This window comes from Lachnoclostridium sp. Marseille-P6806 (genome assembly GCF_964238185.1).
Taxonomy (GTDB): domain Bacteria; phylum Bacillota; class Clostridia; order Lachnospirales; family Lachnospiraceae; genus Brotaphodocola.
Window position 1 is genome coordinate 1 of sequence record NZ_CAXSLG010000012.1, and the last position, 25,353, is coordinate 25,353.

General features: G+C 45.4%; 23 protein-coding genes. 21 read left to right on the forward strand and 2 right to left on the reverse strand.

All coding sequences use genetic code 11. The features are described from left to right. Positions 1-213: 213 nt before the first annotated feature. The 8 genes from ACESON_RS14005 (at position 214) to ACESON_RS14040 (ending at position 9,453) form a co-directional block, all read left to right on the forward strand. Entirely contained in the window at positions 214-408 is a 195-nt protein-coding gene (locus ACESON_RS14005; RefSeq protein WP_177958515.1) for a hypothetical protein, read from the forward strand. Between the two features lie 249 nt (positions 409-657). Further along, complete coding sequence (locus ACESON_RS14010; protein WP_373110599.1) at positions 658-705, forward strand: potassium-transporting ATPase subunit F; 48 nt, start codon at positions 658-660, stop codon at positions 703-705. 21 nt (positions 706-726) lie between these two features. Beyond that, entirely contained in the window at positions 727-2,490 is a 1,764-nt protein-coding gene (locus ACESON_RS14015; protein WP_177958514.1) for a potassium-transporting ATPase subunit KdpA, read from the forward strand. A gap of 15 nt (positions 2,491-2,505) precedes the next feature. Next, positions 2,506-4,560, forward strand: coding sequence for a potassium-transporting ATPase subunit KdpB (kdpB, locus tag ACESON_RS14020; RefSeq protein ID WP_373110536.1), 2,055 nt, complete (start codon positions 2,506-2,508; stop codon positions 4,558-4,560). Between the two features lie 21 nt (positions 4,561-4,581). Continuing rightward, positions 4,582-5,241: a potassium-transporting ATPase subunit KdpC gene (kdpC, locus tag ACESON_RS14025; protein WP_177958512.1), complete on the forward strand. Its 660-nt coding sequence runs from the start codon at positions 4,582-4,584 to the stop codon at positions 5,239-5,241. 167 nt (positions 5,242-5,408) lie between these two features. After that, positions 5,409-5,924, forward strand: coding sequence for a LysR substrate-binding domain-containing protein (locus ACESON_RS14030; protein WP_177958511.1), 516 nt, complete (start codon positions 5,409-5,411; stop codon positions 5,922-5,924). Between the two features lie 132 nt (positions 5,925-6,056). Beyond that, on the forward strand, positions 6,057-8,759 hold the full coding sequence (locus tag ACESON_RS14035; protein WP_177958510.1) for an ATP-binding protein: 2,703 nt from the start codon (positions 6,057-6,059) through the stop codon (positions 8,757-8,759). Next, positions 8,752-9,453: a response regulator gene (locus ACESON_RS14040; protein ID WP_177958509.1), complete on the forward strand. Its 702-nt coding sequence runs from the start codon at positions 8,752-8,754 to the stop codon at positions 9,451-9,453. The genes ACESON_RS14035 and ACESON_RS14040 overlap by 8 nt, the downstream gene beginning before the upstream one ends. A gap of 225 nt (positions 9,454-9,678) precedes the next feature. Here ACESON_RS14040 and ACESON_RS14045 read toward each other — a convergent pair whose 3' ends face one another. Continuing rightward, positions 9,679-10,032, reverse strand: coding sequence for a NusG domain II-containing protein (locus tag ACESON_RS14045; protein ID WP_177958508.1), 354 nt, complete (start codon positions 10,030-10,032; stop codon positions 9,679-9,681). 136 nt (positions 10,033-10,168) lie between these two features. On the opposite strand from ACESON_RS14045, the gene ACESON_RS14050 reads away from it, so the two are divergent. The 6 genes from ACESON_RS14050 (at position 10,169) to ACESON_RS14075 (ending at position 16,798) form a co-directional block, all read left to right on the forward strand. Next, on the forward strand, positions 10,169-10,696 hold the full coding sequence (locus ACESON_RS14050) for a Gx transporter family protein (protein WP_177958507.1): 528 nt from the start codon (positions 10,169-10,171) through the stop codon (positions 10,694-10,696). A gap of 232 nt (positions 10,697-10,928) precedes the next feature. Further along, positions 10,929-11,621: a hypothetical protein gene (locus ACESON_RS14055; protein WP_373110539.1), complete on the forward strand. Its 693-nt coding sequence runs from the start codon at positions 10,929-10,931 to the stop codon at positions 11,619-11,621. A gap of 202 nt (positions 11,622-11,823) precedes the next feature. Beyond that, a complete protein-coding gene (locus ACESON_RS14060; RefSeq protein ID WP_177958505.1) occupies positions 11,824-12,918 on the forward strand; it encodes a dihydrodipicolinate reductase in 1,095 nt (364 codons plus the stop codon). A 118-nt stretch (positions 12,919-13,036) separates the two neighbouring features. Further along, the gene (gene galT / locus ACESON_RS14065) at positions 13,037-14,560 is read left to right on the forward strand and encodes a UDP-glucose--hexose-1-phosphate uridylyltransferase (RefSeq protein WP_373110541.1); all 1,524 of its coding nucleotides are present in this window, start codon (positions 13,037-13,039) and stop codon (positions 14,558-14,560) included. 122 nt (positions 14,561-14,682) lie between these two features. After that, positions 14,683-15,798: an FAD:protein FMN transferase gene (locus tag ACESON_RS14070; protein WP_373110543.1), complete on the forward strand. Its 1,116-nt coding sequence runs from the start codon at positions 14,683-14,685 to the stop codon at positions 15,796-15,798. Between the two features lie 43 nt (positions 15,799-15,841). Next, positions 15,842-16,798 carry an EamA family transporter gene (locus ACESON_RS14075; RefSeq protein WP_177958503.1) on the forward strand — a complete coding sequence of 319 codons (957 nt, stop codon included), beginning with the start codon at positions 15,842-15,844 and terminating at the stop codon, positions 16,796-16,798. Between the two features lie 151 nt (positions 16,799-16,949). Here the strand turns inward: ACESON_RS14075 and ACESON_RS14080 are convergent, their stop codons facing one another. Beyond that, positions 16,950-18,179 carry an argininosuccinate synthase gene (locus tag ACESON_RS14080; RefSeq protein ID WP_177958502.1) on the reverse strand — a complete coding sequence of 410 codons (1,230 nt, stop codon included), beginning with the start codon at positions 18,177-18,179 and terminating at the stop codon, positions 16,950-16,952. 292 nt (positions 18,180-18,471) lie between these two features. On the opposite strand from ACESON_RS14080, the gene argC reads away from it, so the two are divergent. The 7 genes from argC (at position 18,472) to ACESON_RS14115 (ending at position 25,346) form a co-directional block, all read left to right on the forward strand. Then, on the forward strand, positions 18,472-19,512 hold the full coding sequence (gene argC / locus ACESON_RS14085) for an N-acetyl-gamma-glutamyl-phosphate reductase (protein WP_373110544.1): 1,041 nt from the start codon (positions 18,472-18,474) through the stop codon (positions 19,510-19,512). Between the two features lie 14 nt (positions 19,513-19,526). Then, the gene (locus ACESON_RS14090; RefSeq protein ID WP_177958500.1) at positions 19,527-19,991 is read left to right on the forward strand and encodes a GNAT family N-acetyltransferase; all 465 of its coding nucleotides are present in this window, start codon (positions 19,527-19,529) and stop codon (positions 19,989-19,991) included. 54 nt (positions 19,992-20,045) lie between these two features. Beyond that, a complete protein-coding gene (gene argJ, locus ACESON_RS14095) occupies positions 20,046-21,269 on the forward strand; it encodes a bifunctional glutamate N-acetyltransferase/amino-acid acetyltransferase ArgJ (RefSeq protein WP_177958499.1) in 1,224 nt (407 codons plus the stop codon). Positions 21,270-21,353: 84 nt separating this feature from the next. Next, positions 21,354-22,250 (forward strand): acetylglutamate kinase, encoded by an 897-nt coding sequence (gene argB, locus ACESON_RS14100; RefSeq protein ID WP_373110601.1) that lies wholly within the window; start codon positions 21,354-21,356, stop codon positions 22,248-22,250. Positions 22,251-22,261: 11 nt separating this feature from the next. Next, positions 22,262-23,476: an acetylornithine/succinylornithine family transaminase gene (locus tag ACESON_RS14105; RefSeq protein WP_177958497.1), complete on the forward strand. Its 1,215-nt coding sequence runs from the start codon at positions 22,262-22,264 to the stop codon at positions 23,474-23,476. Positions 23,477-23,770: 294 nt separating this feature from the next. Next, positions 23,771-24,400 carry a cyclodeaminase/cyclohydrolase family protein gene (locus ACESON_RS14110; RefSeq protein ID WP_177958496.1) on the forward strand — a complete coding sequence of 210 codons (630 nt, stop codon included), beginning with the start codon at positions 23,771-23,773 and terminating at the stop codon, positions 24,398-24,400. 106 nt (positions 24,401-24,506) lie between these two features. Further along, positions 24,507-25,346 (forward strand): bifunctional 5,10-methylenetetrahydrofolate dehydrogenase/5,10-methenyltetrahydrofolate cyclohydrolase, encoded by an 840-nt coding sequence (locus tag ACESON_RS14115; RefSeq protein ID WP_177958495.1) that lies wholly within the window; start codon positions 24,507-24,509, stop codon positions 25,344-25,346. Positions 25,347-25,353 lie beyond the last annotated feature (7 nt).

The following is a 25,353-nucleotide window of genomic DNA, read 5'->3' on the forward strand; positions in this document are numbered from 1 at the left end:
ATCGGCTCTGCCCAGAATAACTAATGACATATCTTATATCAGTTTTTTGAGTTTACACAAAACTTGAAACGGTCTCATGTACTCTCTTTCCAAAAAACAATCTGCTAATTATGTGAACACGATTTTACTTCTTTTTAATTTCAATCAAAACCTCTTTTCCCTGTTTTAATTCCTTCTATGCTACTCTTGTAAACACAAAAGGAGGAATTGACTATGACAACCTTAATAAAATCCATTCATAAATACGAAGATAAATTTGAGAAGAAGGCGGAACGCTTTACTTTTCATCATCCATATTTTGCATTTTTTGCTCTGTTTATTGGGATGCCCATTTTTACTTTGATTGCTGTTGCAACAGGTACCACAGTGATTGTCTTGCCATTTTCCCTTGCTTTCGGTTGGGTCTAACATCTTTATGGCAACTTTATGGCAAGTAAAAAAGACTTTTACCGACTTCATGGAAAAGAGATTAAGATAATGGAAAAATCGCATTAAAGGAGGAAATAAAAATGCTTGATATTTGGATGCTGCTTCTTTTAGGTGCTTGCTGTGGAACGATTGCATTGTTGATTCATTGGTGTCAGAAACAGGTCGATCAAAACGAATAGGAAGGAGATTGTTTTTATGATGTATGTACTTGGAGGTATTCTCCTCTTAATGGGTGGCTATTTGGTGTACGCATTGGTTCATCCGGAAAAATTCTAATATGTAAAGGAGGAAAAAACGATGCTTCAACTTGTGTTGACGATTCTCATTTATTTGATTATGGTCATTCCGGTAGGTAGCTATTTATATCATATTGCCGCCGGAAAACATACCTTTGCCGATCCGGTATTGAATCGTGTGGATGATGTGATTTATAAGATAAGCGGCATTGACCCACACAAAAAGATGGATTGGAAAAAATATGCCCTGGCTTTGCTTGGTACAAACGCAGTTATGATTTTACTGGGGTATATGATTTTGAGGATTCAAAGTATTCCCATTTTCAATCCCAACGGTGTAGGAGCTATGGAGGAATCCTTATCGTTTAATACGATTATCAGTTTTATGACGAACACCAACCTTCAACATTATTCAGGGGAATCCGGTCTGAGTTATCTTTCCCAGATGCTGGTCATTACCTTTATGATGTTTGTTTCCGCAGCCAGCGGATATGCTGCCTGTGTTGCTTTTATCCGTGGGTTGGCTGGAAAAAGTAAAAATAATGTAGGAAACTTTTATTCGGATCTGGTCCGGATCACCACTCGTGTACTGCTTCCGTTTTCCATCATTGGCGGTTTGCTTCTTGTCTGGCAGGGTGTTCCGCAGAACTTCAGCGGCAATGTGATTGTAGATACCATTGAGGGTGCCAAACAGATCGTCGCACAGGGTCCGGTCGCTGCTCTGGAAATCATCAAACATTTGGGAACCAATGGCGGCGGATTTATCGGTGCAAACTCTGCTACACCTATAGAAAATCCTACGATTCTTACCAACCTGATTGAGTTGTATTCCATGATGCTGCTTCCCGGTGCTTGTGTAATCACATTCGGTAAAATGGTTCGTGACCGCAAATGTGAGGCACAGGCAGGCAGTACAGCTCTTACAGTTTGCAGCGGCGTAGATTCCCGCAGTTTTACTGCCCGTTTCTTTGGTAGGGAGGGCAGAACCATTTTTGCTGCGATGGGTATTCTTTTTGTGATTGGTCTGGGCATTTGCTTCTGGGCAGAATCTCAAGGAAATCCAGCATTGGCAGAAGCTGGATTGTCTCAGTCGATGGGAAGTATGGAAGGCAAGGAGGTTCGGTTTGGCGTTGCACAATCAGCAATGTTTACAACCACGACTACCTCTTTTACTACCGGTACAGTCAATAATATGCATGATACCCTAACACCACTGGGCGGTATGATCCCACTCTTGCACATGATGCTCAATGTGGTGTTCGGCGGTAAAGGTGTCGGTTTAATGAACATGATCATGTATGCAATTTTAGCAGTCTTTATCTGTGGCTTGATGATCGGACGGACACCGGAATATCTGGGTAAAAAAATTGAAGGCCGTGAAATGAAGCTCACTGCCCTTTGTATCATTATCCATCCGTTTTTGATTTTGGCATTTTCCGCTTTAGCGGTAGGGACACAGGCTGGTTTGGAAGGCATTACGAATCCTGGCTTTCATGGACTGTCCCAGGTGCTTTATGAATTTTCTTCATCAGCAGCCAATAATGGCTCCGGCTTTGAAGGACTGGCAGACAACACCATATTCTGGAATATTACAACCGGTCTTGCCATGTTCTTTGGACGATATTTGTCCATTGTGATCCAGCTTGCGATTGCAGGTTCGTTTATGAAGAAAAAATTTGTAAATGACTCCGTCGGTTCCCTGCATACAGATACGGCTGCATTTCCAATTATTCTTGTCGTTGTCGTTTATATTTTTGCGGCGCTGACATTTTTTCCGGTGCTGGCTCTCGGTCCGATTGCAGAGCATCTGACACTATGGGCGTAAGGAGGCAAAACGAATATGAGTAAAAAACAAACAAAAAAATTGATGACGCCGGAAATCTTCCATCAGGCGGTCATCGGTTCCTTTGTAAAGCTGAATCCACGATATATGATGAAAAATCCGGTGATGTTTGTGGTGGAAGTAGGCTGCTTTATCACCCTGCTGCTTTCTTTCCTTCCTGGTTTGTTTGGCGATATAGCAACCAGCAATCTCAGGGTATATAACATCATTGTCTGCGTGGTGTTGTTCGTGACCGTATTGTTCGCCAACTTCGCCGAATCTGTGGCTGAAGGCCGAGGCAAGGCACAGGCGGCAAGCCTGAAAAAGACGCAAAAAGATACCACGGCGCATCTGCTCGGTTCGGACGGTTCTACAACAGACATCCAATCCAGCGAGCTGAAAAAGAATGATGTCGTTCTGGTTTCTGCCGGTGAAATTATCCCCGGTGATGGCGAGGTAATCGAAGGAGTCGCTTCTGTGGATGAATCCGCTATTACAGGTGAATCGGCTCCGGTTGTCAGAGAGTCCGGCGGAGATTTTTGCTCCGTTACCGGAGGTACAACCGTGGTTTCAGACTGGTTGAAAATCCGCATTACTTCTGATCCCGGCAATAGCTTTCTAGATCGTATGATTGCACTGGTAGAAGGCGCTTCCCGTAAAAAAACGCCCAATGAGATTGCGCTCAATACCTTACTGGTTTCTTTGACGATTATCTTTTTAATTGTGATCGTTACCCTTTATCCGATGGCAGTATATTCCGGCGTTCAGCTTCAGATTTCGACGCTGATTGCCCTGGCTGTTTGCCTGATCCCTACGACCATTGGCGGTTTGCTTTCAGCTATTGGGATTGCAGGTATGGATCGAGTGACCCGCTTCAATGTAATCGCCATGTCCGGTAAAGCAGTAGAAGCCTGTGGTGATGTGGATACCATGATTCTTGATAAAACTGGTACGATTACCTACGGAAACCGTCTGGCGGCCGATTTCTTCCCAGTGGAAGGTGCAGACCGCAGCGAGCTGATTCGCTGTGCGGCGCTGACCTGCCTTCATGATGAGACGCCGGAGGGAAAATCTACGCTGGAACTTGCTCGCCGTATGGGTGACAACAGCACGGAAACACCCGGTTCTAACTTTATCGAGTTTACCGCACAAACCCGTATGAGCGGTGTGGATCTTCCTAACGGAACAAAAATCCGAAAAGGTGCGGCAGAAGCAATAGAGAATTATGTAAAAGAACAGGGTGGGCATATTCCCAAAAATTTACGAGAAGAAGTGGAAAAAATTTCTTCTCTTGGAGGAACGCCCCTGACAGTCTGTGAAAATAATCGTATTTTAGGAGTTATTTATCTGAAAGATACGGTAAAAGCGGGAATGGCGGAACGATTTGAACGGCTGAGAGCCATTGGTATCAAGACAATTATGTGTACCGGAGATAATCCGCTGACTGCCGCCACTATTGCAAAGGAAGCCGGTGTTGATGGTTTTATCGCAGAATGTAAGCCGGAGGATAAGATAGAAGTTATTAAGAAAGAGCAGGCTGAAGGAAAAATCGTGGCTATGACCGGAGATGGTACAAACGATGCCCCTGCACTGGCACAGGCGAATGTAGGACTCGCCATGAACAGTGGTACAACAGCGGCAAAAGAGGCTGCCAATATGGTGGATTTGGATTCCGATCCTACAAAAATTCTGGAAGTCGTGGAGATTGGTAAGCAGCTTCTGATTACAAGGGGAAGCTTAACTACCTTTTCCATTGCCAATGATATAGCAAAGTATTTTGCTATTATTCCGGCGATGTTTATGATGGCGATCCCTGAATTAGGGGTTCTTAATATCATGCATTTAGCTACGCCATACAGCGCCATCCTCTCTGCTTTGATTTTCAATGCGATTATCATACCGTGTCTGATCCCACTGGCAATGAAAGGTGTAAAATATCGTCCCATGTCTTCGGGGAAAATGCTGTTGCGGAATATGATGATTTTTGGTGTTGGCGGTGTCATTACACCTTTTGTGGGTATTAAGTTGATTGATATGATCATTCACCCATTGCTGGCACTGCTGGGACTGTAATAGGACGGAGGTTGATTATTCATGAAAGAGAATATAAAAGGAATGTTACATTATACAAGGCAAGCCTTTGGCGTATCTCTGGTGCTGATGTTGGTTTGCGGACTGCTGTTTCCGCTTTTACTTTCCGGTCTTTCTGCGGTTCTTTTCCCGCATCAGGCTGAAGGCAGTTTGATAGAAATAAACGGTAAGGCAGTGGCAGCAGAGAATGTAGGGCAGGAATTTACAGAAGATTATTATTTGTGGAGCCGACCGTCTGCTTACCATTACAATGTATACATAGAAAATGCGGACGGGACTCAAACTTATCAGGACGGAACGGAATTTTCCGGAATTGGTTCCGGCTCTAATAACTATGCGCCGTCTAATCCTGAGCTTGTAGAACGAGTGGAGGCAGATATGGCACTTTTTCTGGAAAAAAATCCGGATGTAAAGCCGGAGGATATTCCTACTGACTTGCTGACGGCTTCCGGCTCCGGTCTTGACCCTCATATTTCTCCAAAGGCAGCTGAAATCCAGATTCCTCGTATTGTAGCTGCTTCTGGGTTGGAGGAAGATCAGGTGCGTAAAATCATAGAGAATCATACTACCAGTAAGCTGTTAGGAGTATTTGGAGAGGAGACTGTGAATGTAGTAAAAGTGAACATTGAACTTGGTACAGCAATGGGATTGCTTCAAAACTGAAAAGGAGGCAGGATGAGATGTTAAAAGACAGGAAAAATCTTTTCCTGCCTTTTATACAATCTTAATGCGTTTCAATGTTTACTCATACACATTTTATAAAAATAAAGATAAAATGAAAGAAATACAGGTGGCTTTGAGGTCTTTGCAGCTGCGAAAGAAGGAAAGAAATGAAAGAAATTATTTTAATAGGTGCAGTCATGGCAATGTTTGTCTTTGGTTTTTATATCATGGATAAGGTAGATCATTTCTTAAACGATAATTACAGTCGGCTGGAAGTGATGGAACACACCTCTGCCCTTCGTATAGCTATGGAGGATTCCTTCATAGCTGCTTCTTTATCCGATTTGCTGGAAGAATTTTCTAAAAGAAATCCGGATTGCGATATATATTTCATGACTGGAAATATACATGAGATACAGGAAGGCTTGACAGAAAATAATTTTGATTTAGGATTTGTTGCAGCGGATTGTCAGGAAATTCAAAAGGAAGAATACTCGTCTGCACTTATTATGTTGAAGCGCAATTCTTTAAGTACATTCGTAATTGACATTCCTATTAATCCGATTGATACAACTCCGATTATGATAAAAGTATTATGGAAAAGAGAACTATATAAACGGGAATTAAATCAGTTTGTCGAACTGTTAAAGCAATATGATAAATTCTGTGATGCAATCGCTTAGAATTTAGCTGGTTTGAAAAAAAGACCGTTATATTGTATAATCTTTATGCAATCTTAATGTCTGTATTCAGATCCTTTTTGCAACTTAATGGGATATAGGTCAAACTAATGTAATGATAAGAGGTGAGAACTTTTGAGTGAGAATAATTTTATAGCTGATAAACTTTTGAAAGCAATTCAGGAAGAAGAACGAGATAAAACCAGAGGACGTTTGAAAATATTTTTCGGATACGCCGCTGGAGTCGGAAAAACCTATGCTATGCTGAAATCAGCTCATGAGGCAAAGCAACGTGGAATTGATGTGGTTGCCGGATATATCGAACCTCATGCACGACCAAAAACGGCTGCTCTTTTGCATGGTCTGGAAGTGCTTCCGAGTAAAAGTGTTCCATACAATGGGATTACCCTCCGGGAATTTGATATTGATGCGGCCCTTCAAAGAAAGCCACAGTTGATTCTTGTAGATGAGCTGGCTCATACAAATGCCGACGGCAGCCGCCATGCAAAACGCTATCAGGATATAAAAGAGCTGTTATATGCTGGAATTGATGTGTATACTACAGTTAATGTACAACATATCGAAAGTCTGAATGATATGGTTGCTTCTATTACTGGCGTTTTTGTGCGTGAACGCATCCCTGACTCCATTTTCGATCAGGCTGACCAGGTAGAGCTTGTGGATATTGAACCTCAGGAGCTGATCGAACGGTTGAAAGAGGGAAATGTTTATCAGGAATCCCAGGCAAAGCGGGCAGTAAATAACTTTTTTACTGTAGAAAATTTAACAGCTCTTCGGGAAATTGCACTGCGCCGCTGTGCAGATCGGGTAAATATCCTGACCGAAAACAGCAGAATCAAAAGTCATGGTGATTATCATACCGATGAGCATATTCTTGTGTGTCTTTCTTCCTCTCCCTCCAACGCAAAATTAATTCGAACTGCCGCAAGAATGGCAAATGCTTTCCGCAGTGATTTTACGGCATTATTTGTAGAAACACCAGCTTTTTCTGCTATGAAAGCGGAAGATAAAAAAAGACTTCGGGACAATGTGCATCTTGCCAGACAATTAGGGGCAAAGATAGAAACTGTATATGGCGATGATATTCCCTTACAAATTGCAGAATTTGCGAGACTTTCCGGTGTATCAAAAATTGTGATCGGACGAAGTGCCGCTGCGAAAAAGCATTTATTCAGCAAACCTACACTGATAGAAAAGTTGATTGCCCATGCCCCCAATTTAGATGTGCATATTATTCCCGATACAACTTTTGCCCCTGTTCCCTACTATGCAAAAAAATCAAAAAGAATCAGGCGTCTGGTATTTTCTCCAGCCGATCTTGCAAAAAGTATCGGTATTTTGCTTGCTGCAAGTGGCATCGGGTTTCTATTTCAGAAATTAGGGTTTGCCGAAGCTAATATCATTACGGTGTATGTCTTGGGAGTGCTGCTTACTTCGGCTATCACAACACACTGGATTTACAGCCTCATTTCTTCCATCGTGAGCGTTTTGCTATTTAATTTTTTATTTACCGTTCCGAGATTTTCATTGGAAGCATACGATCAGGGATATCCAGTTACCTTTATTATCATGTTTCTTGCGGCACTCCTGACAGGTTCTCTTGCCACACAACTCAAGAATCATGCCAAACAATCCGCACAGGCTGCATATCGCACCAAGGTTTTATTTGACACGAATCAGATTTTGCAACAGGAAAAAAATCAAGAGGATATTATTTCTGCCACATCAAGGCAGCTTGTCAAGTTGCTTGGGAGGGGGATCGTGTTTTATCCTGTAGAAAATGGCTTGCTTGGAGAAGCACGTACTTTTTCACCGGACGGGAATGTTTTGGATAACAGCTGCCTATCTGTAAATGAAAAAGGGGTGGCAAAGTGGGTTTTGAAAAACAACAAACATGCAGGCGCTACCACAGATACACTTTCTGATGCAAAATGCCTTTATCTTGCTGTCCGGATTATGGACAGAGTGTACGGTGTGGTGGGAATCGTCATTGGCGAACAGCCTCTGGATGCTTTTGAGAACAGCATTTTGCTTTCGATTCTTGGTGAGTGTGCAATGTCATTGGAAAATGAGAAAAACGCCAGAGAGAAAGAGGAAGCGGCAATTCTTGCCCAAAATGAACAGCTTCGGGCAAATCTTCTACGGGCGATTTCCCATGACCTTCGCACTCCCCTGACTTCTATTTCCGGCAATGCCAGCAATCTTTTGTCAAACGGAAAATCCTTTGACGAAGATACCAAGCTCCAGCTATATACCGATATTTACGACGATTCCATGTGGTTGATTAATCTTGTGGAAAATCTTCTCGCCGTTACTCGGATAGAGGAAGGGCGGCTGAATATTCGTGCGTCTGCAAATTTGATAGATGAAGTAATTGCGGAGGCATTGCACCATGTAAATCGTAAAAGTGTAGAGCATTGCATTACGGTAAAACATGAAGAAGATTTTATCCTTGCTAAAATAGACGCCAGACTGATCGTTCAGGTCATTATCAATATTGTAGACAATGCCATTAAGTATACTCCAAAAGGCTCGCATATTCAGATAAAAACAAGGAAGCAAGACGAGCATGTAATTGTTACTGTAGCAGATGATGGGGAAGGAATTCCAGATGAGCTGAAACCGAAAGTGTTCGATATGTTTTATAGTGGTGCGAATAAGATTGCAGACAGCCGGCGTAGCTTAGGATTGGGACTGTCGTTGTGCAAATCGATTATCCATGCACATGGCGGTACGATTTCTGTTTCCGATAACATACCACATGGAACAGTGTTTACATTCACATTACCTGCTGAGGAGGCGCAAATACATGAATAAACCACTTATTTTAGTTGTGGAAGATGATTCTTCCGTAAAAAATTTGATTACAACCACATTGAAGGCACATGATTACCGGCATCTAACGGCTCCCAATGGGAAGGCTGCAATTTTAGAAGCATCTTCCCACAATCCGGATATTGTACTTTTGGATTTGGGCTTGCCGGACATAGAAGGCGTGGATGTGATCAAAAAAATCAGGACATGGTCTAATGTGCCAATTATTGTTATCAGCGCAAGAAGCGAAGATACCGATAAGATAGACGCTCTGGATGCTGGTGCAGATGATTATATTACAAAACCATTTTCTGTGGAGGAGCTATTGGCTCGCCTTCGTGTTACCCAGCGGAGAATTGCAATGATGGAAAGCGAATCTTCGGCAGGTGCAGCAGTCTTTTCCAATGGACAGCTTCGGATTGATTATGCCGCTGGATGTGCTTACTTGAATGAGCAGGAATTACATTTGACACCAATCGAGTATAAACTGTTGTGTATCCTTTCTCAAAATGTAGGAAAGGTTCTGACCCACACCTACATTACACAAAAAATATGGGGGCACAGCTGGGAAAATGATATTGCTTCTCTTCGAGTCTTTATGGCGACTCTTCGTAAGAAAATAGAAATACCCCCTGAATCCCCCCAATATATTCAGACACATATCGGTGTTGGTTATCGAATGCTACGGGTAGAGTAAAGATTTGACTGTATATTCGGAAATGTCATTTATCATTCTGTTTGGACAAATACAGTATTTTTACATCCTGAAAATTATTAAGATGTCTCTTTGTGAGAAATAGACCAACATTAGAGAAGACCAGCGCTGAGATTGCATTATATCCATGCGCTGGTCTTTTTTGCTCTTTCTGAGCCAGAATATGTGTTCCGGATATAAAATACTGTATGGGAATCTATATGTCCGCTATTCGGGCTGGGATTCAGTAATGGTAACAATGACCCGATTGGGGAGACAGACAAGAAGCTCTCCATTCATGGTAATACGTCCCTGATGGATACAGACCTTATCCGGGCAGGTGGCCTCGCTGATCCAGGCTGCGCCGTCCTGAATGATCAGGTGATTGGTGCCGCCCTGATAACCATCTATGATTGTATCCAGATTTTCATTTAAATCGTAGGAGGCGATGGCTGCTCCATCTACAGAAACCTCTACTAAAACAGCAGGCCGGCGGCTGTTCTGATAGTTTATAAAGAATCCGACTGCGGCGGCAGCAAGAATTGCAAGAATCAGAATCAGTTCCTTTTTGTGCTTTTTCATAGGAAATAACCTCTTTCTAAAATGTAAGTGAAATGATATACTATTGAAGAAACAGTACATTTCGTCAGTGTCTGAAACTATATCACAGATACCGCAGGATGTCAAATAAGAGAAAGGGACCGGAGGGAGAAATAAGATGGTCAGACGAAGGGAAGATGGCAGGAAAGGAGCACGGGCAGTAGCGCTTTATGGACTTTTGATTGCTCTGGCGTTTATTTTCAGCTATGTGGAGGCAATGATTCCGGTACCAGTTCCGATTCCAGGCGTCAAGCTGGGTCTTGCCAATCTGGTGAATGTGGTGGGGCTTTATACGGTGGGCGCAGCAGGAACAGCGGCAGTTGCTCTAGTCCGTATTGTTCTTGTAGGATTTACCTTCAGCAATCCGGGAAGTATGCTGTATGCCCTGGCCGGCGGGATTTTCAGTCTGGCGGTGATGATTGCAGCAAAGAAATACAAATGGTTCAGTGAAATTGGAGTCAGTATTCTGGGCGGTATCTTTCATAATATCGGTCAGCTGACCGTGGCGGCGCTGATTACAGGAACCGGCGGAGTTTTTTCCTATCTTCCAGTGCTTTTAGTAGCTGGAGTGATTACGGGAGGCGTCATTGGACTTCTGGGAGGACTGGTTGTTGAACGGCTTCTGCCGATGGTTGAGCGAATTTAACTGGAAATAACAGGATGTGGGAAAGCAGGGCGTGATTGCTCTGCTTTTTTGTTCCACAGGAAATTACGTCCTGTGAAACAAAAACGCTCCGCGGGGACCGCCATGGGTTGGAAGAGAATTCATACGAGGAAACATTTCTGTCTGAAAATAACATAGAATCGTAAGGAAAGGGTAAAGCATGAGAGAAGGGAGCATGATATGATAGAGAAAAGAAGGGCAGGTGAAGAAACTTATGATGTGTGAAAAGAATATGGATAAAAAGGTTATGGAGAAAAAAACAGGCAGAGTAACGGAATGGAGAATCTGGAAAAAGGGTTTTCTGGCAGTTTTGTTTTCCGCAGGAATTCTGACAGGATGCCAGATGGAGAAGGCGGCGGACCCGAAAGAGCATACAGAAATACCTGCAGAGGAATTTGCAGAAAAAAGCTCAGATGTCGGGGACGAGCTTTTACAGGAAACATCTCAGGAAACTGCGGACGAGCTTTTGCAGGAATTTTCAGAAGAGATTCCTGAAGGTCAGAGAGAGATTTTTGAAGAGCAAAGAACCCTGGAAGGGATGGAGCGCTATGGAACCTTTGTTTTTTCTCATGGTGAGGAAAGCTGGGAGCTGGGGCTGTACGCACAGGAGGACATGGTGGAGAATGGAGAACTGATGCTGGATGATTCCTGCCATTTTGTGATTCAGGCAGAAAAAGCAGACGGTGTTTTCGTTCTGTTAGATGAAAAGATACAGCTCGGCATTCCAGAAGCGGATGTATGGATGGATATAGACAACCGTCTTCATATTACTGTTCGGGATACAAGAACCGCATTATATGAAATCCGTGATTATGTATATCAGGAGAAAACTCAGGTCTTTACAGAAAAAATAATTCTGCAGGAGGAAGGAATTAACTATCTGGGAACTGTGAAAAGCGGGAGGTAGCAAGGCGAAAGGCAGAAACCTGAAGGAATGCTGGAACATTATATAATGATATAGGAAAATACAAAAAATAAATACAATAGAGAAAGTATCTGGAAGAAATCTGAAAATAAAAGAAAAAGAATCTTGACTGGATGCAGGGCTGTTGGTGTATACTGATATTATACCTATTGTTCGGATGTCATACAGGAAAGGAGATTCTCGTATGGAAAGAAAAATCACGTTTGCACAGTATGGATGTGGAAAGATGGCAAAGTATTTGCTTCGCTATGCTATAGAAAAAGGGGCAGAGTTGGTGGCAGCCTTTGATATTAATCCAGCCGTGCTGGGAAAGGATGCGTCTGAGATTGTTGCTGAGGATTATCCCAAAACAGGAGTCTGCGTTTCTCCCGCAGAGAAGGCAGAGGAAATCCTGGGCTCTCTGAAACCGGATGTCTGCATTATTGCAACAAGAAGTACGGTTGCCGAGCTGGAGGATATTTTTACGATCTGTGCGAAGCATGGCATCAATGCGATTACGACCTGCGAGGAGGCGCTGTATCCCTGGAATTCCTCACCGGCTCTGACTTCCAGACTGGATGAGCTTGCAAAGGCAGGAAACTGTACCCTGACCGGCGTAGGCTACTGTGATCTGGTGTGGGGAACTATGGTAACGAATTTGGCAGGTTCTTCCTTTAAGATCACGAAGATTCTGGGCAGCAGCTGGTATAATGTAGAGGACTACGGAATTGCTCTGGCAGAAGGCCATGGCGCAGGATTTACGCCGGAGCGGTTTGAAAAAGAGATTGCAAATATTAATCATATGTCAGAAGCAGAGCTGAAGGAGCTGGTGGAAAGCGGAAAGTACGTTCCTTCTTATATGTGGAATCAGAACGGATGGCTTTGCAGTAAGATGAAGCTGCACGTTACATCACAGACTCAGAGGTGCTATCCAACAACCCATTCAGAGGATCTGTTCTCCGAAACCCTTAATGCTACTATCAAGGCAGGAGATCCTACAGGTATGCGGGCTGTGGTAACAACAGAGACCGAAGAGGGAATTACGTTTGTAACTGAGTGTGTAGGAAAGGTTTTTGCACCGGATGAGTTCGACCGGAATGACTGGACTTTGGTGGGAGAGCCAGAGACAACGATCTCTGTCAACCGTCCTGCTACAGTGGAGATGACCTGTGCAACCCTGGTAAACCGGATTCCGCAGTTGATTGATGCGCCTGCCGGATATGTAACGACGGATCAGTATCCCTATAATGAATACTGTGTGCATGCTCTGAATACTTATGTGAAAAGTCGGAATTTGTAATCCCCCAAAGTATAAATTCCAGGAAATTCAAAGATTATTGTATAGATCTGAGAACGGTTTGGAGTTATACTAAAAGCAGAAATTCTACAGGAATGAAAAAGAAAAGGGGTATTTAGGTATGGTTTACAATGCAATTAGAAACCTGGTAGAGTATGGTCTGGAAACCGGGCTGATTACAGAGAATGACAGAACCTATGCGATTAACCAGCTTCTGGAAGCGCTGCGTCTGGATGAATATGAGGAGCCGGCTGAAGCAGAAGCTTCATCTGAGGAAAGCAGCTCCAGGGATTTGGAAGCAATTTTAAAAGAACTGCTGGATTATGCCTGCAGCCAGGGCATTATTGAGGACAGTATTGGTTACCGGGATTTGTTTGATACGAAGCTGATGAACTGTCTGATGCCAAGACCGTCTGAGGTGATTGCCAGATTCTGGGATCTTTATGAGAAGCAGGGGGCAGAAGCCGCGACCGATTATTTTTATAAGCTGAGCCAGGATTCCGATTATATCCGGAGATACCGGGTGTGCAGGGATCAGAAGTGGGTGACCAGCACACCGTATGGAGATCTGGACATTACCATCAATCTTTCCAAACCGGAGAAGGATCCCAAGGCGATTGCAGCGGCAAAGCTGGCAAAGCAGAGTGGATATCCCAAATGTCTGCTGTGTATGGAAAATGAAGGATACGCAGGAAGACTGAATCATCCGGCGAGAAATAATCACCGGATTATTCGGATTACGGTAAATGACAGTAAGTGGGGATTCCAGTATTCTCCGTATGTATATTATAATGAGCACTGTATTGTGTTTAACGGACAGCATACACCTATGAAGATTGAGCGGGCTACCTTTGTGAAGCTGTTTGATTTTGTAAAGCAGTTCCCACACTATTTCCTGGGCTCCAATGCGGATCTGCCGATTGTGGGAGGTTCCATTTTAAGTCACGATCATTTCCAGGGCGGTCATTATACCTTTGCTATGGCAAAGGCGCCCATAGAAAAGCACTACACCATGAAGGGTTTTGAAGATGTGGAGGCGGGAATTGTCCGCTGGCCCATGTCTGTACTCCGTCTGCGGGGAGAAGATCCGGATCAGCTGATTGAGCTGGGCGATAAGGTGCTTGGCGCCTGGAGAGCCTATACGGATGAGGCTGCCTTTGTATATGCAGAGACAGACGGGGAGCCTCACAATACCATTACTCCGATTGCCAGAAAGAACGGCAGCAAATATGAGCTGGATCTGGTACTGCGCAATAATATTACCACAGAAGAATTCCCTCTGGGACTGTATCATCCTCATCAGGAGCTGCATCATATTAAGAAAGAGAATATCGGCCTGATCGAGGTTATGGGACTGGCAGTGCTTCCGTCCCGTCTGAAAGATGAGCTGGCTCTTCTGGGCGAATATATTGTGGAAGGAAAGGATATCCGCAGCAATGAGGTTTTAGCCAAGCATGCTGACTGGGTAGAGGAGTTCCTGCCCAGTTATGGAGAGGTAACAATGGAAACGATTCCGGGAATTCTGCAGGATGAGGTGGGTAAGGTATTTGCCCGAGTTCTGGAGGATGCAGGAGTTTATAAATGCACGCCGGAGGGACGGGAAGGCTTTGACCGTTTCTTAAAGAGTGTAGGGTTTGCAGAGTAAGAGAAGAAAAAAGGGATGATGGACTTTTCATCATCCTTTTTTTATGCTATCATAAAAGCTATGTGTGCCAAATCGGAGGGGAATGAAGGCAGCAGAAGGATTACAGAATAGAGAGGTAAAACATGCAGGAAGGTGTAAGAAGACGGAGGAATGGCAGAGGGCTGATGTTTTTGAAATGCTGGCGAATGCTGGCGGTGGCTGCCGCAGTTCTGGCTCTTTCAGGGATTGTTGCCGGCTGCGGGGCTGTGGGAGGCAGAAAGAAGCAAAAGCCCTTTGATGTGCAGTATCTGACGTATTTTGATACCGTAACCAGCATTACCATTTACGCAGAGGACGAGGAGCAGTTTGCTAAATGGGAGCAGCTGGTGCACAGTGAGCTGGAGAGGTATCATCAGCTGTATGATATTTATCACAGCTACGAGGGTGTGAATAATATTAAGGTCATCAATGATCACGCGGGAATATCTCCGGTAGAGGTTTCTGAGGATATTCTGGATCTTCTGGAGTTCTCCCTGAAGGAGTACGAGCTGACAAAGGGAGGCGTTCATGTGGGAATGGGAAGTGTGCTTTCTATCTGGCATGATTACCGGGAAATGGCTCTGGGAGAGTCAAAATTTCCTATGGTGCCTTCTATGGACGAGCTGGAATCAGCGGCAAAGCACATGAACATTCAGGATATTCACCTGGACCGTCAGGCAGGAACGGTGTTTTTGGCGGATCCGGAGATGAGACTGGATGTAGGGGCAGTAGCCAAGGGATATACAGCTCAGCGGCTGGCTGATACTTTGCGGGAGGCAGGAGTGACGAATGCTCTTTTAAGTCTGGGAGGAAATGTTGTCACCATCGGAGCCAGGGGAGATGGAAAGCCCTGGAGAGTGGGGATTCAGAATCCGGATCTGGGAGCAGAGAATCCTTATATACAGGTTGTGGATCTGACAGATATGTGTCTTGTTACCAGCGGAACTTATCAGCGATTTTATGAGGTAGACGGAAAACGCTATCATCATATTATTAATCCGGAGCTTCTGATGCCCTGGAACGAATATCAGTCAGTGACCATCCTTTCACCAGACAGCGGAGAGGCGGATGCTCTGTCTACAGCCGTATTTAACATGAAGCTGGAAGATGGACTGTCTTTGATTGAATCTTTGGACAAGACAGAGGCTTTGTGGATTCTTCCAGACGGAAGCCAGATAGAAAGCTCCGGCTTTCGTGCTTATACTGAAGAGGGCAGATAAAAGAGCAAGAAAAAGAAGAAGGTAAGGTAAAGAGGAAAGACGTATGGAATACAGAAACAGAAAATCAGGAGGCAGCAAGGCAATGCTGCTTTTGACCGGCCTGATCTGGGGCGTGGCATTTGTTGCACAAAGTGAGGGAATGAATTATGTAGGCGCATTTACATTTAACTGCTGCCGCTTTATGATCGGAGGAGTGATGCTGATTCCCTGTATCTTCTTTCTGCGGAGTATTGGAGCAGGAGAAAACGGACATGTAAGCAGGGGACAGAGGCAGCAGCAGAGACATATGGCAGTCATTGGAGGAATCTGCTGCGGTCTTGTAATTTGTGTCGCTAGTACCCTGCAGCAGATGGGGATTGCTCAGACAACCGTAGGAAAAGCCGGATTTATTACAGCTCTTTACATTGTAATTGTTCCGGTGCTGGGGCTGTTTTTGGGAAAAAGCACAGGTCTGAATACCTGGCTCAGTGTGGCAATTGCGGCTGTGGGAATGTATCTTTTATGTATTACGGAAGGATTTTCCATTGGACGGGGAGATTTTCTGGTATTTTTATGTGCTATTGGATTCTCGGTTCATATTTTGGTAATTGATTATTTTTCACCAAAGGCGGATGGTGTTGTGATTTCCTGCATTCAGTTTTTTACGGCAGGAATTATTTCCGGAATTCTCATGTTTTTGTATGAGAAGCCGTCCTGGGAGGCAATCCGGGCTGCATGGGCTCCGGTTCTTTATGCCGGTGTTTTCTCCTGCGGTGTAGCCTATACCCTTCAGGTTGTAGCTCAGAAAAATGTAGACCCCACGGTGGCATCTTTGATTCTCAGTTTGGAGTCTGTTTTCTCCCTGCTTGCAGGCTGGCTGATTTTGGGACAGAAGCTGTCTGCCAGAGAGCTGGTTGGATGTGTGCTGGTATTTGTGGCTATTGTGCTGGCCCAGATTCCAGAGCATTATGGAATCCGTTATCTGAAGCGGAAAGGAAGAAGCAGAAAATTAAAAATGTAAGGTAACGATTCAGAACGGCGGGAAAAGGAGGAGATCCTGGACCGTCGGAATATAAGGAACCCCCCGCAGATTCCGGAGATAACCCGGAGTCGGCGGGGGGTTTTGTTTTTGCTTTCCAGCACAGTTTGGTTTATTGCGCCGTCCTGAATTGTTACTTCAGATTATTTTTCTTCAGCTCTGCCATTTTCATAGCACGAACCTTCAGGGGAAGGCCGAACAGGGTAATGAAGCCGTCTGCATCGTGGTGGTCATACAGATCACCTGTAGTAAAGGATGCCAGAGACTCACTGTACAGGGAATAGGGAGAGGTGGTTCCGGCCTTGGTAATGTTTCCTTTGTAAAGCTTGAATTTGACTTCACCGGTAACATATTCCTGAGTGGATTCTATAAATGCCTGAACAGCCTCACGCAGAGGAGTAAACCATTTGCCCTCATATACGATCTGAGACAGTTTGTTGCTCATTTCTTTTTTTACTTCCATAGTAGCACGGTCTAATACCAGTTCTTCCAGCTGCTGATGGGCCTCCATCAGAATGGTTCCGCCAGGAGTCTCATAAACACCCCGGGACTTCATGCCGACAACACGATTTTCTACAATATCGATAATGCCGATGCCGTGCTTTCCGCCCAGCTCATTTAATTTGCGAATGATGTCAGAAACCTTCATGGCTTCGCCGTTGATGCTGGTGGGAACGCCTTTTTCGAAGGTCATGGTTACATATTCTGCCTTATCCGGCGCTTTTTCCGGAGTTACGCTCATCACAAGCAGATCATCGTAGTTGGGCTCATTAGCCGGATTTTCCAGCTCCAGGCCTTCATGGCTGATGTGCCAGATATTACGGTCACGGCTGTAGCTGTGGTTGACGTCAAAGGGCAGGTCAATGCCATGCTGCTTGCAGTATTCAATTTCGTCTTCCCGGGACTGCATGGTCCATACATCGGTCATACGCCAGGGAGCGATGATTTTAATATCCGGGGCCAGAGCCTTGATTCCCAGCTCAAAACGGATCTGATCATTTCCTTTTCCAGTTGCACCGTGGCAGATGGCAGAAGCACCTTCTTTTCTTGCAATGTCTACCAGACGTTTGGCAATGGCCGGACGTGCCATAGAGGTTCCTAAGAGATACTTGTTTTCATAGACAGCATTGGCCTGAACACAGGGAACAATGTAATTGTCGCAGAAATCATCTACCAGGTCTTCAATATATAATTTAGAAGCGCCGGACAGTCTTGCACGTTCTTCCAGACCGTCCAGTTCATTGCCCTGTCCGCAGTCGATGCAGCAGCAGATTACATCATAGTCAAAGGTTTCCTTCAGCCATGGAATAATAGCGGTGGTATCCAGTCCACCGGAATAAGCAAGTACAACTTTCTCTTTCATAATTATAATCCTCCTCATATATGTTCCATTTTCTTTGCAATCAAATGTTATGACCTCATAAATATACAACACTTTTTTAAATAATGCAAGCATAAATTGAATTTTTATAAAAAGTATTGCATAATATTCAAATAGGCTGTATAATTACGAAATCCTGAAAAAATACTTTTCACGGAAAGACAAAATGGTTATAATGAAACAAAGTAATTTCGCGAGGCATTACTGTAATGTGATGAAATGAAAAGGAGTCTGCGGATCCTTTCAGAAAAGGAAATAAGAGAGGGAGAGAATTATGATAAGAGCAGGGATTATTGGAGCTACCGGATATGCAGGAGCAGAGCTGGCAAGGCTTTTGCTGCAGCGTGAGGATGTAGAGCTTGTGTGGTATGGATCAAGGAGCTATGTAGGGGAAGACTTCTCTTCTATATACCGGAATATGTCTCACCTGACAGATGAGCTGTGCCAGGATGACGATATGGCAAAGCTGGCTGATATGGCCGATGTTATTTTTACAGCAACTCCCCAGGGCTTTTGCGCATCTTGGCTGACGGAGGAGATTCTGTCTAAAACAAAGATTATTGATCTGAGTGCAGATTTTCGGATTAAGGATGTGGCAGTTTATGAGCAGTGGTACCGGCTGAAGCACCCCACCCCGCAGTTTCTTCCGGAGGCTGTGTACGGGCTGCCGGAGATTAACCGGGAGAAAATAAAGAATGCCAGACTGATAGCCAATCCTGGCTGCTATCCAACATGCTCGTTTTTAACGATGTATCCAATGGTAAAGGAGGGGCTGATTGATCCAGATACCATTATTATTGATGCAAAATCAGGAACCTCCGGGGCAGGACGAAGCGCCAAGGTTCCCAGTCTGTACTGTGAGGTGAATGAAAGTATGAAACCTTATGGGGTAGCTTCTCACCGCCATACGCCGGAGATTGAAGAGCAGCTGTCTTATGTGGCAGGCAGACCTGTGACCATCAGCTTTACGCCCCATCTGGTGCCGATGAACCGGGGAATCCTGGTGACAGCCTATGGTTCTCTTACCAGAGAGGCAACGGCAGAGGAGATTAAGGCAGTTTACGATAAGTACTATGAAAATGAGTATTTTGTGCGAGTGATGAATCCAGGGCAGGTTCCCCAGACACGGTGGGTTGAGGGAAGCAACTTTGCGGATATTGCATTTCAAATCGATCCCCGGACAGGAAGGATTGTGATGATGGGCGCTATTGACAATATGGTAAAGGGCGCGGCAGGTCAGGCAATGCAGAATATGAATCTGATGTTCGGGCTTCCGGAGAATACAGGTCTTCGGCAGATTGCGGTATTCCCGTAGGGAGGTTTGAAACAATGGCAGGAACCATGAGTGTACATATCCGGGAAATGACCATAGACGATTATGAAAAGGTATATGGGCTCTGGATGCAGATTCAGGGCTTTGGAATTCGTTCTATTGATGACTCCAGAGAGGGTGTGGAGCGGTTTTTAAAGAGAAACCCTACGACCAGCGTGGTGGCTGAGCAGAACGGACGGATAGTGGGAAGTATTCTCTGCGGCCATGACGGAAGAACCGGATCATTTTACCATGTATGCGTAGCAGATGATTACCGGAAACGGGGAGTGGGACACCGGATGGCTCATTTTGCCATGCGGGCTCTGCAGGTAGAGGGAATCAATAAGGTCAGCCTGGTGGCCTTCAAATCCAACAGTCTTGGAAATGAATTCTGGAATCGTGTGGGCTGGACCAGACGGGAGGATTTTAATGTGTATGATTTTATACTGAACGAGGAGAACATTACCCGGTTTAATCAGTAAAAAGAGAATGTTTCCGGTAAAAATACCTTGAAGAATCAGGAGGGTGAGAAGAAAATGAAAAAAATAGAAGGCGGCATAACTGCTGCAAAGGGCTTTATGGCAGCATCTGCAGCAGCTGGAATCAAATATAAGGACAGAAAAGATATGGCTGTGATTTACAGCCAGGTGCCCTGTCAGGCAGCAGGAACCTTTACAACCAATGTAGTAAAGGCTGCTCCGGTAAAATGGGACCAGAAGCTGGTGAAGGAGTCGGGGGAGGCCCAGGCGGTTGTGATCAATGCAGGAATAGCCAATGCATGTACGGGAGCAGAGGGCTACAGCTACTGTAAAGCAACAGCTCAGGCGGCAGCAGAGGCTCTTGGAGTGGATGAGAACAGCGTTTTAGTGGCTTCCACAGGAGTGATTGGTATGCAGCTTCCCATGGATCGTCTGACGGCCGGAATCAGGATGATGGCGCCTTTGCTGTCCGATACCCAGGAAAGCGGAACTGAGGCGGCGAAGGCGATTATGACGACGGATACGGAGAAAAAGGAAGTGGCTGTGGAGTTTGAGGCAGGCGGAAAAACCGTAACCATAGGCGGTATGTGCAAGGGCTCCGGCATGATTCATCCCAATATGTGTACCATGCTTGCTTTTGTGACAACGGATCTGGCTATTTCCAGAGAGCTTCTGCAGGAGGCCCTCAGTCAGGATATCAAGGATACCTACAATATGATTTCCGTAGACGGCGATACCTCTACCAACGATACCGTCCTCCTTCTGGCGAATGGAATGGCCGGAAATCCGGTTATTACAGAAAAAAATGAGGACTATCATGCCTTCTGTCAGGCGCTGAATGTGGTGAATGAGACTCTGGCCAAAAAGATGGCCGGGGATGGAGAGGGCTGCACAGCGCTCTTTGAGGTCAAGATAATCGGTGCAGAAAGCAAACAGCAGGCAGTAACTCTGGCAAAGTCCGTGATTACCTCCAATCTGACAAAGGCAGCGATTTTTGGACATGATGCGAACTGGGGAAGAATTCTCTGCGCAATGGGCTATTCCGGCGCTCTGTTTGATCCGGAAAAAGTGGATCTGTTCTTTGAAAGCGCAGCAGGAAAGCTGAAAATTATTGAAAACGGCGTGGCTCTGGATTACAGCGAGGAGGAGGCCACAAGGATTCTTTCTGAGCCGGAGGTAACGGCGGTTGCTGATGTGAAAATGGGAGATCAGACAGCAACAGCATGGGGCTGTGATTTGACCTTTGATTATGTAAAAATTAACGCAGATTATCGTTCTTAATCTGAGAGAAAACGGGAGTATCAGAAGAAAGGAATAAGGATGGAAAACGGAAAGAAAAAGGATAACAGAGAGGAAGAGCTGCATATGGAGCAGCTGACTGAGCGGCAGAAGGCGGAGGTTCTGATTGAAGCTCTGCCCTATATTCAGCGGTTTAACAGAAAGATTATTGTTGTCAAATACGGCGGCAGCGCTATGGTTGATGAGCATCTGAAGCATCAGGTGATTCAGGATGTGGTTCTGTTAAAGCTGGTAGGCTTTAAGCCGATTATTGTTCATGGAGGAGGAAAAGAAATCAGCCGCTGGGTTTCTAAGGCAGGCATGGAACCACGGTTTGTCAATGGACTGCGGGTAACGGATGAGGATACCATGGAGATTGCAGAGATGGTACTGAACAAAGTAAATAAAAGCCTGGTTCAGCTGGTAAATGAGCTGGGTGTAAACGCTGTTGGAATCAGCGGTAAGGACGGAATGCTGTTAAAATGCGAAAAGAAGCTGTCCGGCGGTCAGGATATTGGCTTTGTGGGAAATATTACAGAGGTGAATCCAAAGATTATTTATGATTTGCTGGAGAAGGATTTCCTTCCCATTATTTGTCCCATTGGCTTTGATAATCATTTCCAGAGCTTTAATATCAATGCGGATGATGCGGCCTGTGCCATTGCAAGAGCAGTTCATGCAGAAAAGCTGGCCTTCCTGACAGATGTGGAGGGGGTATACCGCGACTTTAACGATAAGAGCACACTGATTTCGGAAATGACGGTAGATGAGGCCAGAGCCTTTGTAGACGGAGGTCAGCTGGGAGGCGGTATGCTTCCGAAGCTTCAGAACTGTGTAGATGCGATTGAAAACGGCGTTTCCCGGGTTCATATTCTGGATGGACGGATTCCCCACTGTCTGCTTCTGGAGATTTTCACCAACCAGGGAATCGGGACGGCGCTGTTTGCCAATGGAGCAGAACGGTATTTTCATGAAATGCAGTAAGGAGGTGCATTATGGGAAAAGAGCAGTACATGGATCGGGCAGAGCATGCTCTGTATAAGATTTACAACCGGTTTCCGGTGGTGTTTGACCGGGGAGAGGGCGTGTATCTTTATGATACGGACGGAACAGAATATCTGGATTTCGGAGCTGGAATTGCCGTTATGGCACTGGGCTATGGCTGCAGAGAGTTTCAGGAGGCAGTCAAGGATCAGGTAGATAAATTATGCCACACTTCAAACCTGTTTTATAATGCTCCGTCGATCGGTGCAGCAGAAAAGCTTTTGAAGGTTTCCGGAATGGATAAAGTGTTTTTTACCAACAGCGGAACTGAGGCGGTTGAGGGGGCCTTAAAGGTGGCAAAGCGCCATGCTTTCAATAAAGGAATGGGGCAGGATTATGAGATTATTGCCATGAAGCATTCCTTCCATGGACGGAGTCTGGGCTCTCTTTCTGTTACGGGAAATGACCATTATCAGGAGCCGTTTGCTCCGCTGATTCCGGGAATCCGGTTTGCAGAATTCAATAACCTGAACAGTGTAAAGGCTTTGTTTAGCGAGAAAACCTGCGGAGTTATTATGGAAACGATCCAGGGCGAGGGTGGTATTTATCCGGCTTCAGAGGAGTTTTTAAAGGGAGTCCGCAGTCTCTGTGATGAGCATGATGCCCTGCTGATTCTGGATGAAATTCAGTGCGGAATGGGGCGGAGCGGCTCTATGTTTGCATGGCAGGAATATGGTGTGAAGCCAGATGTTATGACTGTAGCAAAAGCGCTGGGAAACGGGCTTCCCATCGGTGCATTTTTGGCCTGCAAGGGGGCGGCAAAGGTTATGGAGCCGGGAGATCACGGTACAACCTACGGAGGAAATCCTCTTGTCTGCGCGGCAGCTGACAAGGTGCTGGAGCTGTTTGAGGAGAAGAATCTTGTGGCTCATGTCCAGGAAATCGGACAGTATCTGTGGGAAGAGCTGGAGGCCCTGGCAGGGCGTTTGGACTGTGTTGCTGCACACAGAGGAAAGGGGCTTATGCAGGGATTGGAGCTTTCTATGCCAGTAGGCCCGGTGGTGAAAACGGCGCTCTTAGAGGAGCATCTGGTTCTGATCAGTGCAGGAAGTCAGGTTATCCGTTTTGTACCCCCTTTAGTCATTGAAAAAGAGGATGTGGACGAAATGATTGTCCGTCTGGAAAGAGCGGTAAAATCGGTTGTACGCTCTGTGGCAGAGGCCTGATATTGGATAAAAAATAAAAGCTATGTAACTGTTCAGGACGGGCATCTTCTTGTTCGGCAAAGCCGAACAAGAAGCATCGGAGGGATCTCCCGCCGTCCTGAATAGTTACAAAACTATTATGCACCCGCAGGTTCGCGGCAGCAAGGGCTGTCGGGGATCTGCGGGTGTCTGCTAATTTCTGTTTCCATAAAATTCAGAATGTGCTACAATAAAAAGCAGAAGTATCTGGAAGACGGAAAAAGCTTTCCGGAACTGAAAGAAAAAGGGAGAGAAATCAGGAAAGGAAAAGAAAAAATGATAGAAAAACAGACAATCGGAGGCTGGGGAGATGCTCTGGCATCGAAGGCGCCGGTGCCGGGAGGCGGCGGCGCATCTGCTCTTTGCGGCAGCCTTGCGGCAGCCTTGGGACAGATGGTGGCCAATCTCACAGTGGGAAAAAAACGGTATGAAGATGTAGAGGAGGAGATGCAGCAGAGTCTCTTTGCTCTGAATATTCTTCAGCTGGAGATGACAGCTTTGGCAGATAAGGATGCAGAGGTTTTTGCTCCGCTGGCGGCTGCTTACGGTATGCCTTCCTCTACAAAAGAGGAGCAGGAAGAGAAACAGGGGGTAATGGAGGAGCGGCTTTTGGCGGCCAGTCTGGTTCCCCTTCAGATGATGGAAAAAACATCGGCAGTGCTGGATATTCTGGGGCTTCTGGAGGAAAAAGGAAGCAAAATGGCAGTTTCTGATGTGGGCGTTGCGGCTCAGATGGCCAGGGCAGCTTTAAACGGAGCAGTCATGAATGTTTACATTAATACAAAATCTATGAAAAATCGAGACAAGGCAGAAGAACTCAATGACAAGGCAGAAAAGCTGATTGAGGCAGGAACAAAGCAGGCAGATGAAATTTACAGTCGGGTTTTGAACAAGCTGAGAGGGTAAAGGATGCTGGAGGATAGTTCGGAAGACCAAGCGAAAGAGCGTGCGAAAGGAACGGGAGAAGCAGGAAAAATCCGGGAAACAAATCCAGAGAGGAGCAGCAGAAGATATGCAGATTCTAAAAGGAGCAGAGGTATCCTCTGCGATAAAGGAACGGGTACAGGAACAGTTGGCCGGTCTGAAAGCCGGTATACCCAGGCTGGCGATTGTCCGGGTGGGAGAACGGCCAGATGATATTTCTTATGAGCGGGGAGCTGTGAAAAAGATGGAAGCCTTCGGCCTTCAGGTACAGTGCTTTCACTATCCTGAAGATATCAGCAATGAGGAGTTTCAGGAAGAATTTTTCAAAATCAATGGAGACAGGGATGTGACAGGGATTTTGCTTCTTCGTCCTCTTCCCCGTCAGATTCGGGAGAAGGATATTGAGAATATGATTTCTCCTGAGAAGGATTTGGATGGGATTTCTCCGATAAATATTGCAAAGGTATTTGCAGGAGATGACAGTGGATTTGCTCCCTGTACGGCAGAGGCGGTGGTTCAGGTTTTGAGGCATTATCAGATTCCTATAGAGGGAAAAAGGGTGACGATAGTCGGACGCAGTATGGTAGTCGGACGTCCCTTGTCGATGCTGCTGGTTAAGGAAAATGCCACAGTAACAATCTGTCACACCAGAACGAGAGATTTGCCTAAGACCTGCCAAAATGGTGAAATTCTGGTAGCAGCAGCCGGAAAGGCCCGTATGCTGAATCAGAAGTATGTGGGGCAGGATGCGGTTGTGATTGATGTGGGAATCAATGTGGATGAAAACGGAAAGCTTTGCGGAGATGTGGAACTGGATTCTATTTCGGAGCAGGCATCGATGGCAACGCCGGTTCCCGGAGGAGTAGGAGCTGTTACAACGGCAGTGCTGGCAGAGCATCTGGTACGGGCGGCTATTATGCAGTCCTGAGGTGCTG

Coding starts and splice junctions, on each gene's coding strand:
- ACESON_RS14005 (WP_177958515.1), top strand. CDS start 214: ATGACAACCTTAATAAAATCCATTCATAAATACGAAGATAAATTTGAG.
- ACESON_RS14015 (WP_177958514.1), top strand. CDS start 727: ATGCTTCAACTTGTGTTGACGATTCTCATTTATTTGATTATGGTCATT.
- kdpB (WP_373110536.1), top strand. CDS start 2,506: ATGAGTAAAAAACAAACAAAAAAATTGATGACGCCGGAAATCTTCCAT.
- kdpC (WP_177958512.1), top strand. CDS start 4,582: ATGAAAGAGAATATAAAAGGAATGTTACATTATACAAGGCAAGCCTTT.
- ACESON_RS14030 (WP_177958511.1), top strand. CDS start 5,409: ATGAAAGAAATTATTTTAATAGGTGCAGTCATGGCAATGTTTGTCTTT.
- ACESON_RS14040 (WP_177958509.1), top strand. CDS start 8,752: ATGAATAAACCACTTATTTTAGTTGTGGAAGATGATTCTTCCGTAAAA.
- ACESON_RS14045 (WP_177958508.1), bottom strand. CDS start 10,032: ATGAAAAAGCACAAAAAGGAACTGATTCTGATTCTTGCAATTCTTGCT.
- ACESON_RS14050 (WP_177958507.1), top strand. CDS start 10,169: ATGGTCAGACGAAGGGAAGATGGCAGGAAAGGAGCACGGGCAGTAGCG.
- ACESON_RS14055 (WP_373110539.1), top strand. CDS start 10,929: ATGATGTGTGAAAAGAATATGGATAAAAAGGTTATGGAGAAAAAAACA.
- ACESON_RS14060 (WP_177958505.1), top strand. CDS start 11,824: ATGGAAAGAAAAATCACGTTTGCACAGTATGGATGTGGAAAGATGGCA.
- galT (WP_373110541.1), top strand. CDS start 13,037: ATGGTTTACAATGCAATTAGAAACCTGGTAGAGTATGGTCTGGAAACC.
- ACESON_RS14070 (WP_373110543.1), top strand. CDS start 14,683: ATGCAGGAAGGTGTAAGAAGACGGAGGAATGGCAGAGGGCTGATGTTT.
- ACESON_RS14075 (WP_177958503.1), top strand. CDS start 15,842: ATGGAATACAGAAACAGAAAATCAGGAGGCAGCAAGGCAATGCTGCTT.
- ACESON_RS14080 (WP_177958502.1), bottom strand. CDS start 18,179: ATGAAAGAGAAAGTTGTACTTGCTTATTCCGGTGGACTGGATACCACC.
- argC (WP_373110544.1), top strand. CDS start 18,472: ATGATAAGAGCAGGGATTATTGGAGCTACCGGATATGCAGGAGCAGAG.
- ACESON_RS14090 (WP_177958500.1), top strand. CDS start 19,527: ATGGCAGGAACCATGAGTGTACATATCCGGGAAATGACCATAGACGAT.
- argJ (WP_177958499.1), top strand. CDS start 20,046: ATGAAAAAAATAGAAGGCGGCATAACTGCTGCAAAGGGCTTTATGGCA.
- argB (WP_373110601.1), top strand. CDS start 21,354: ATGGAGCAGCTGACTGAGCGGCAGAAGGCGGAGGTTCTGATTGAAGCT.
- ACESON_RS14105 (WP_177958497.1), top strand. CDS start 22,262: ATGGGAAAAGAGCAGTACATGGATCGGGCAGAGCATGCTCTGTATAAG.
- ACESON_RS14110 (WP_177958496.1), top strand. CDS start 23,771: ATGATAGAAAAACAGACAATCGGAGGCTGGGGAGATGCTCTGGCATCG.
- ACESON_RS14115 (WP_177958495.1), top strand. CDS start 24,507: ATGCAGATTCTAAAAGGAGCAGAGGTATCCTCTGCGATAAAGGAACGG.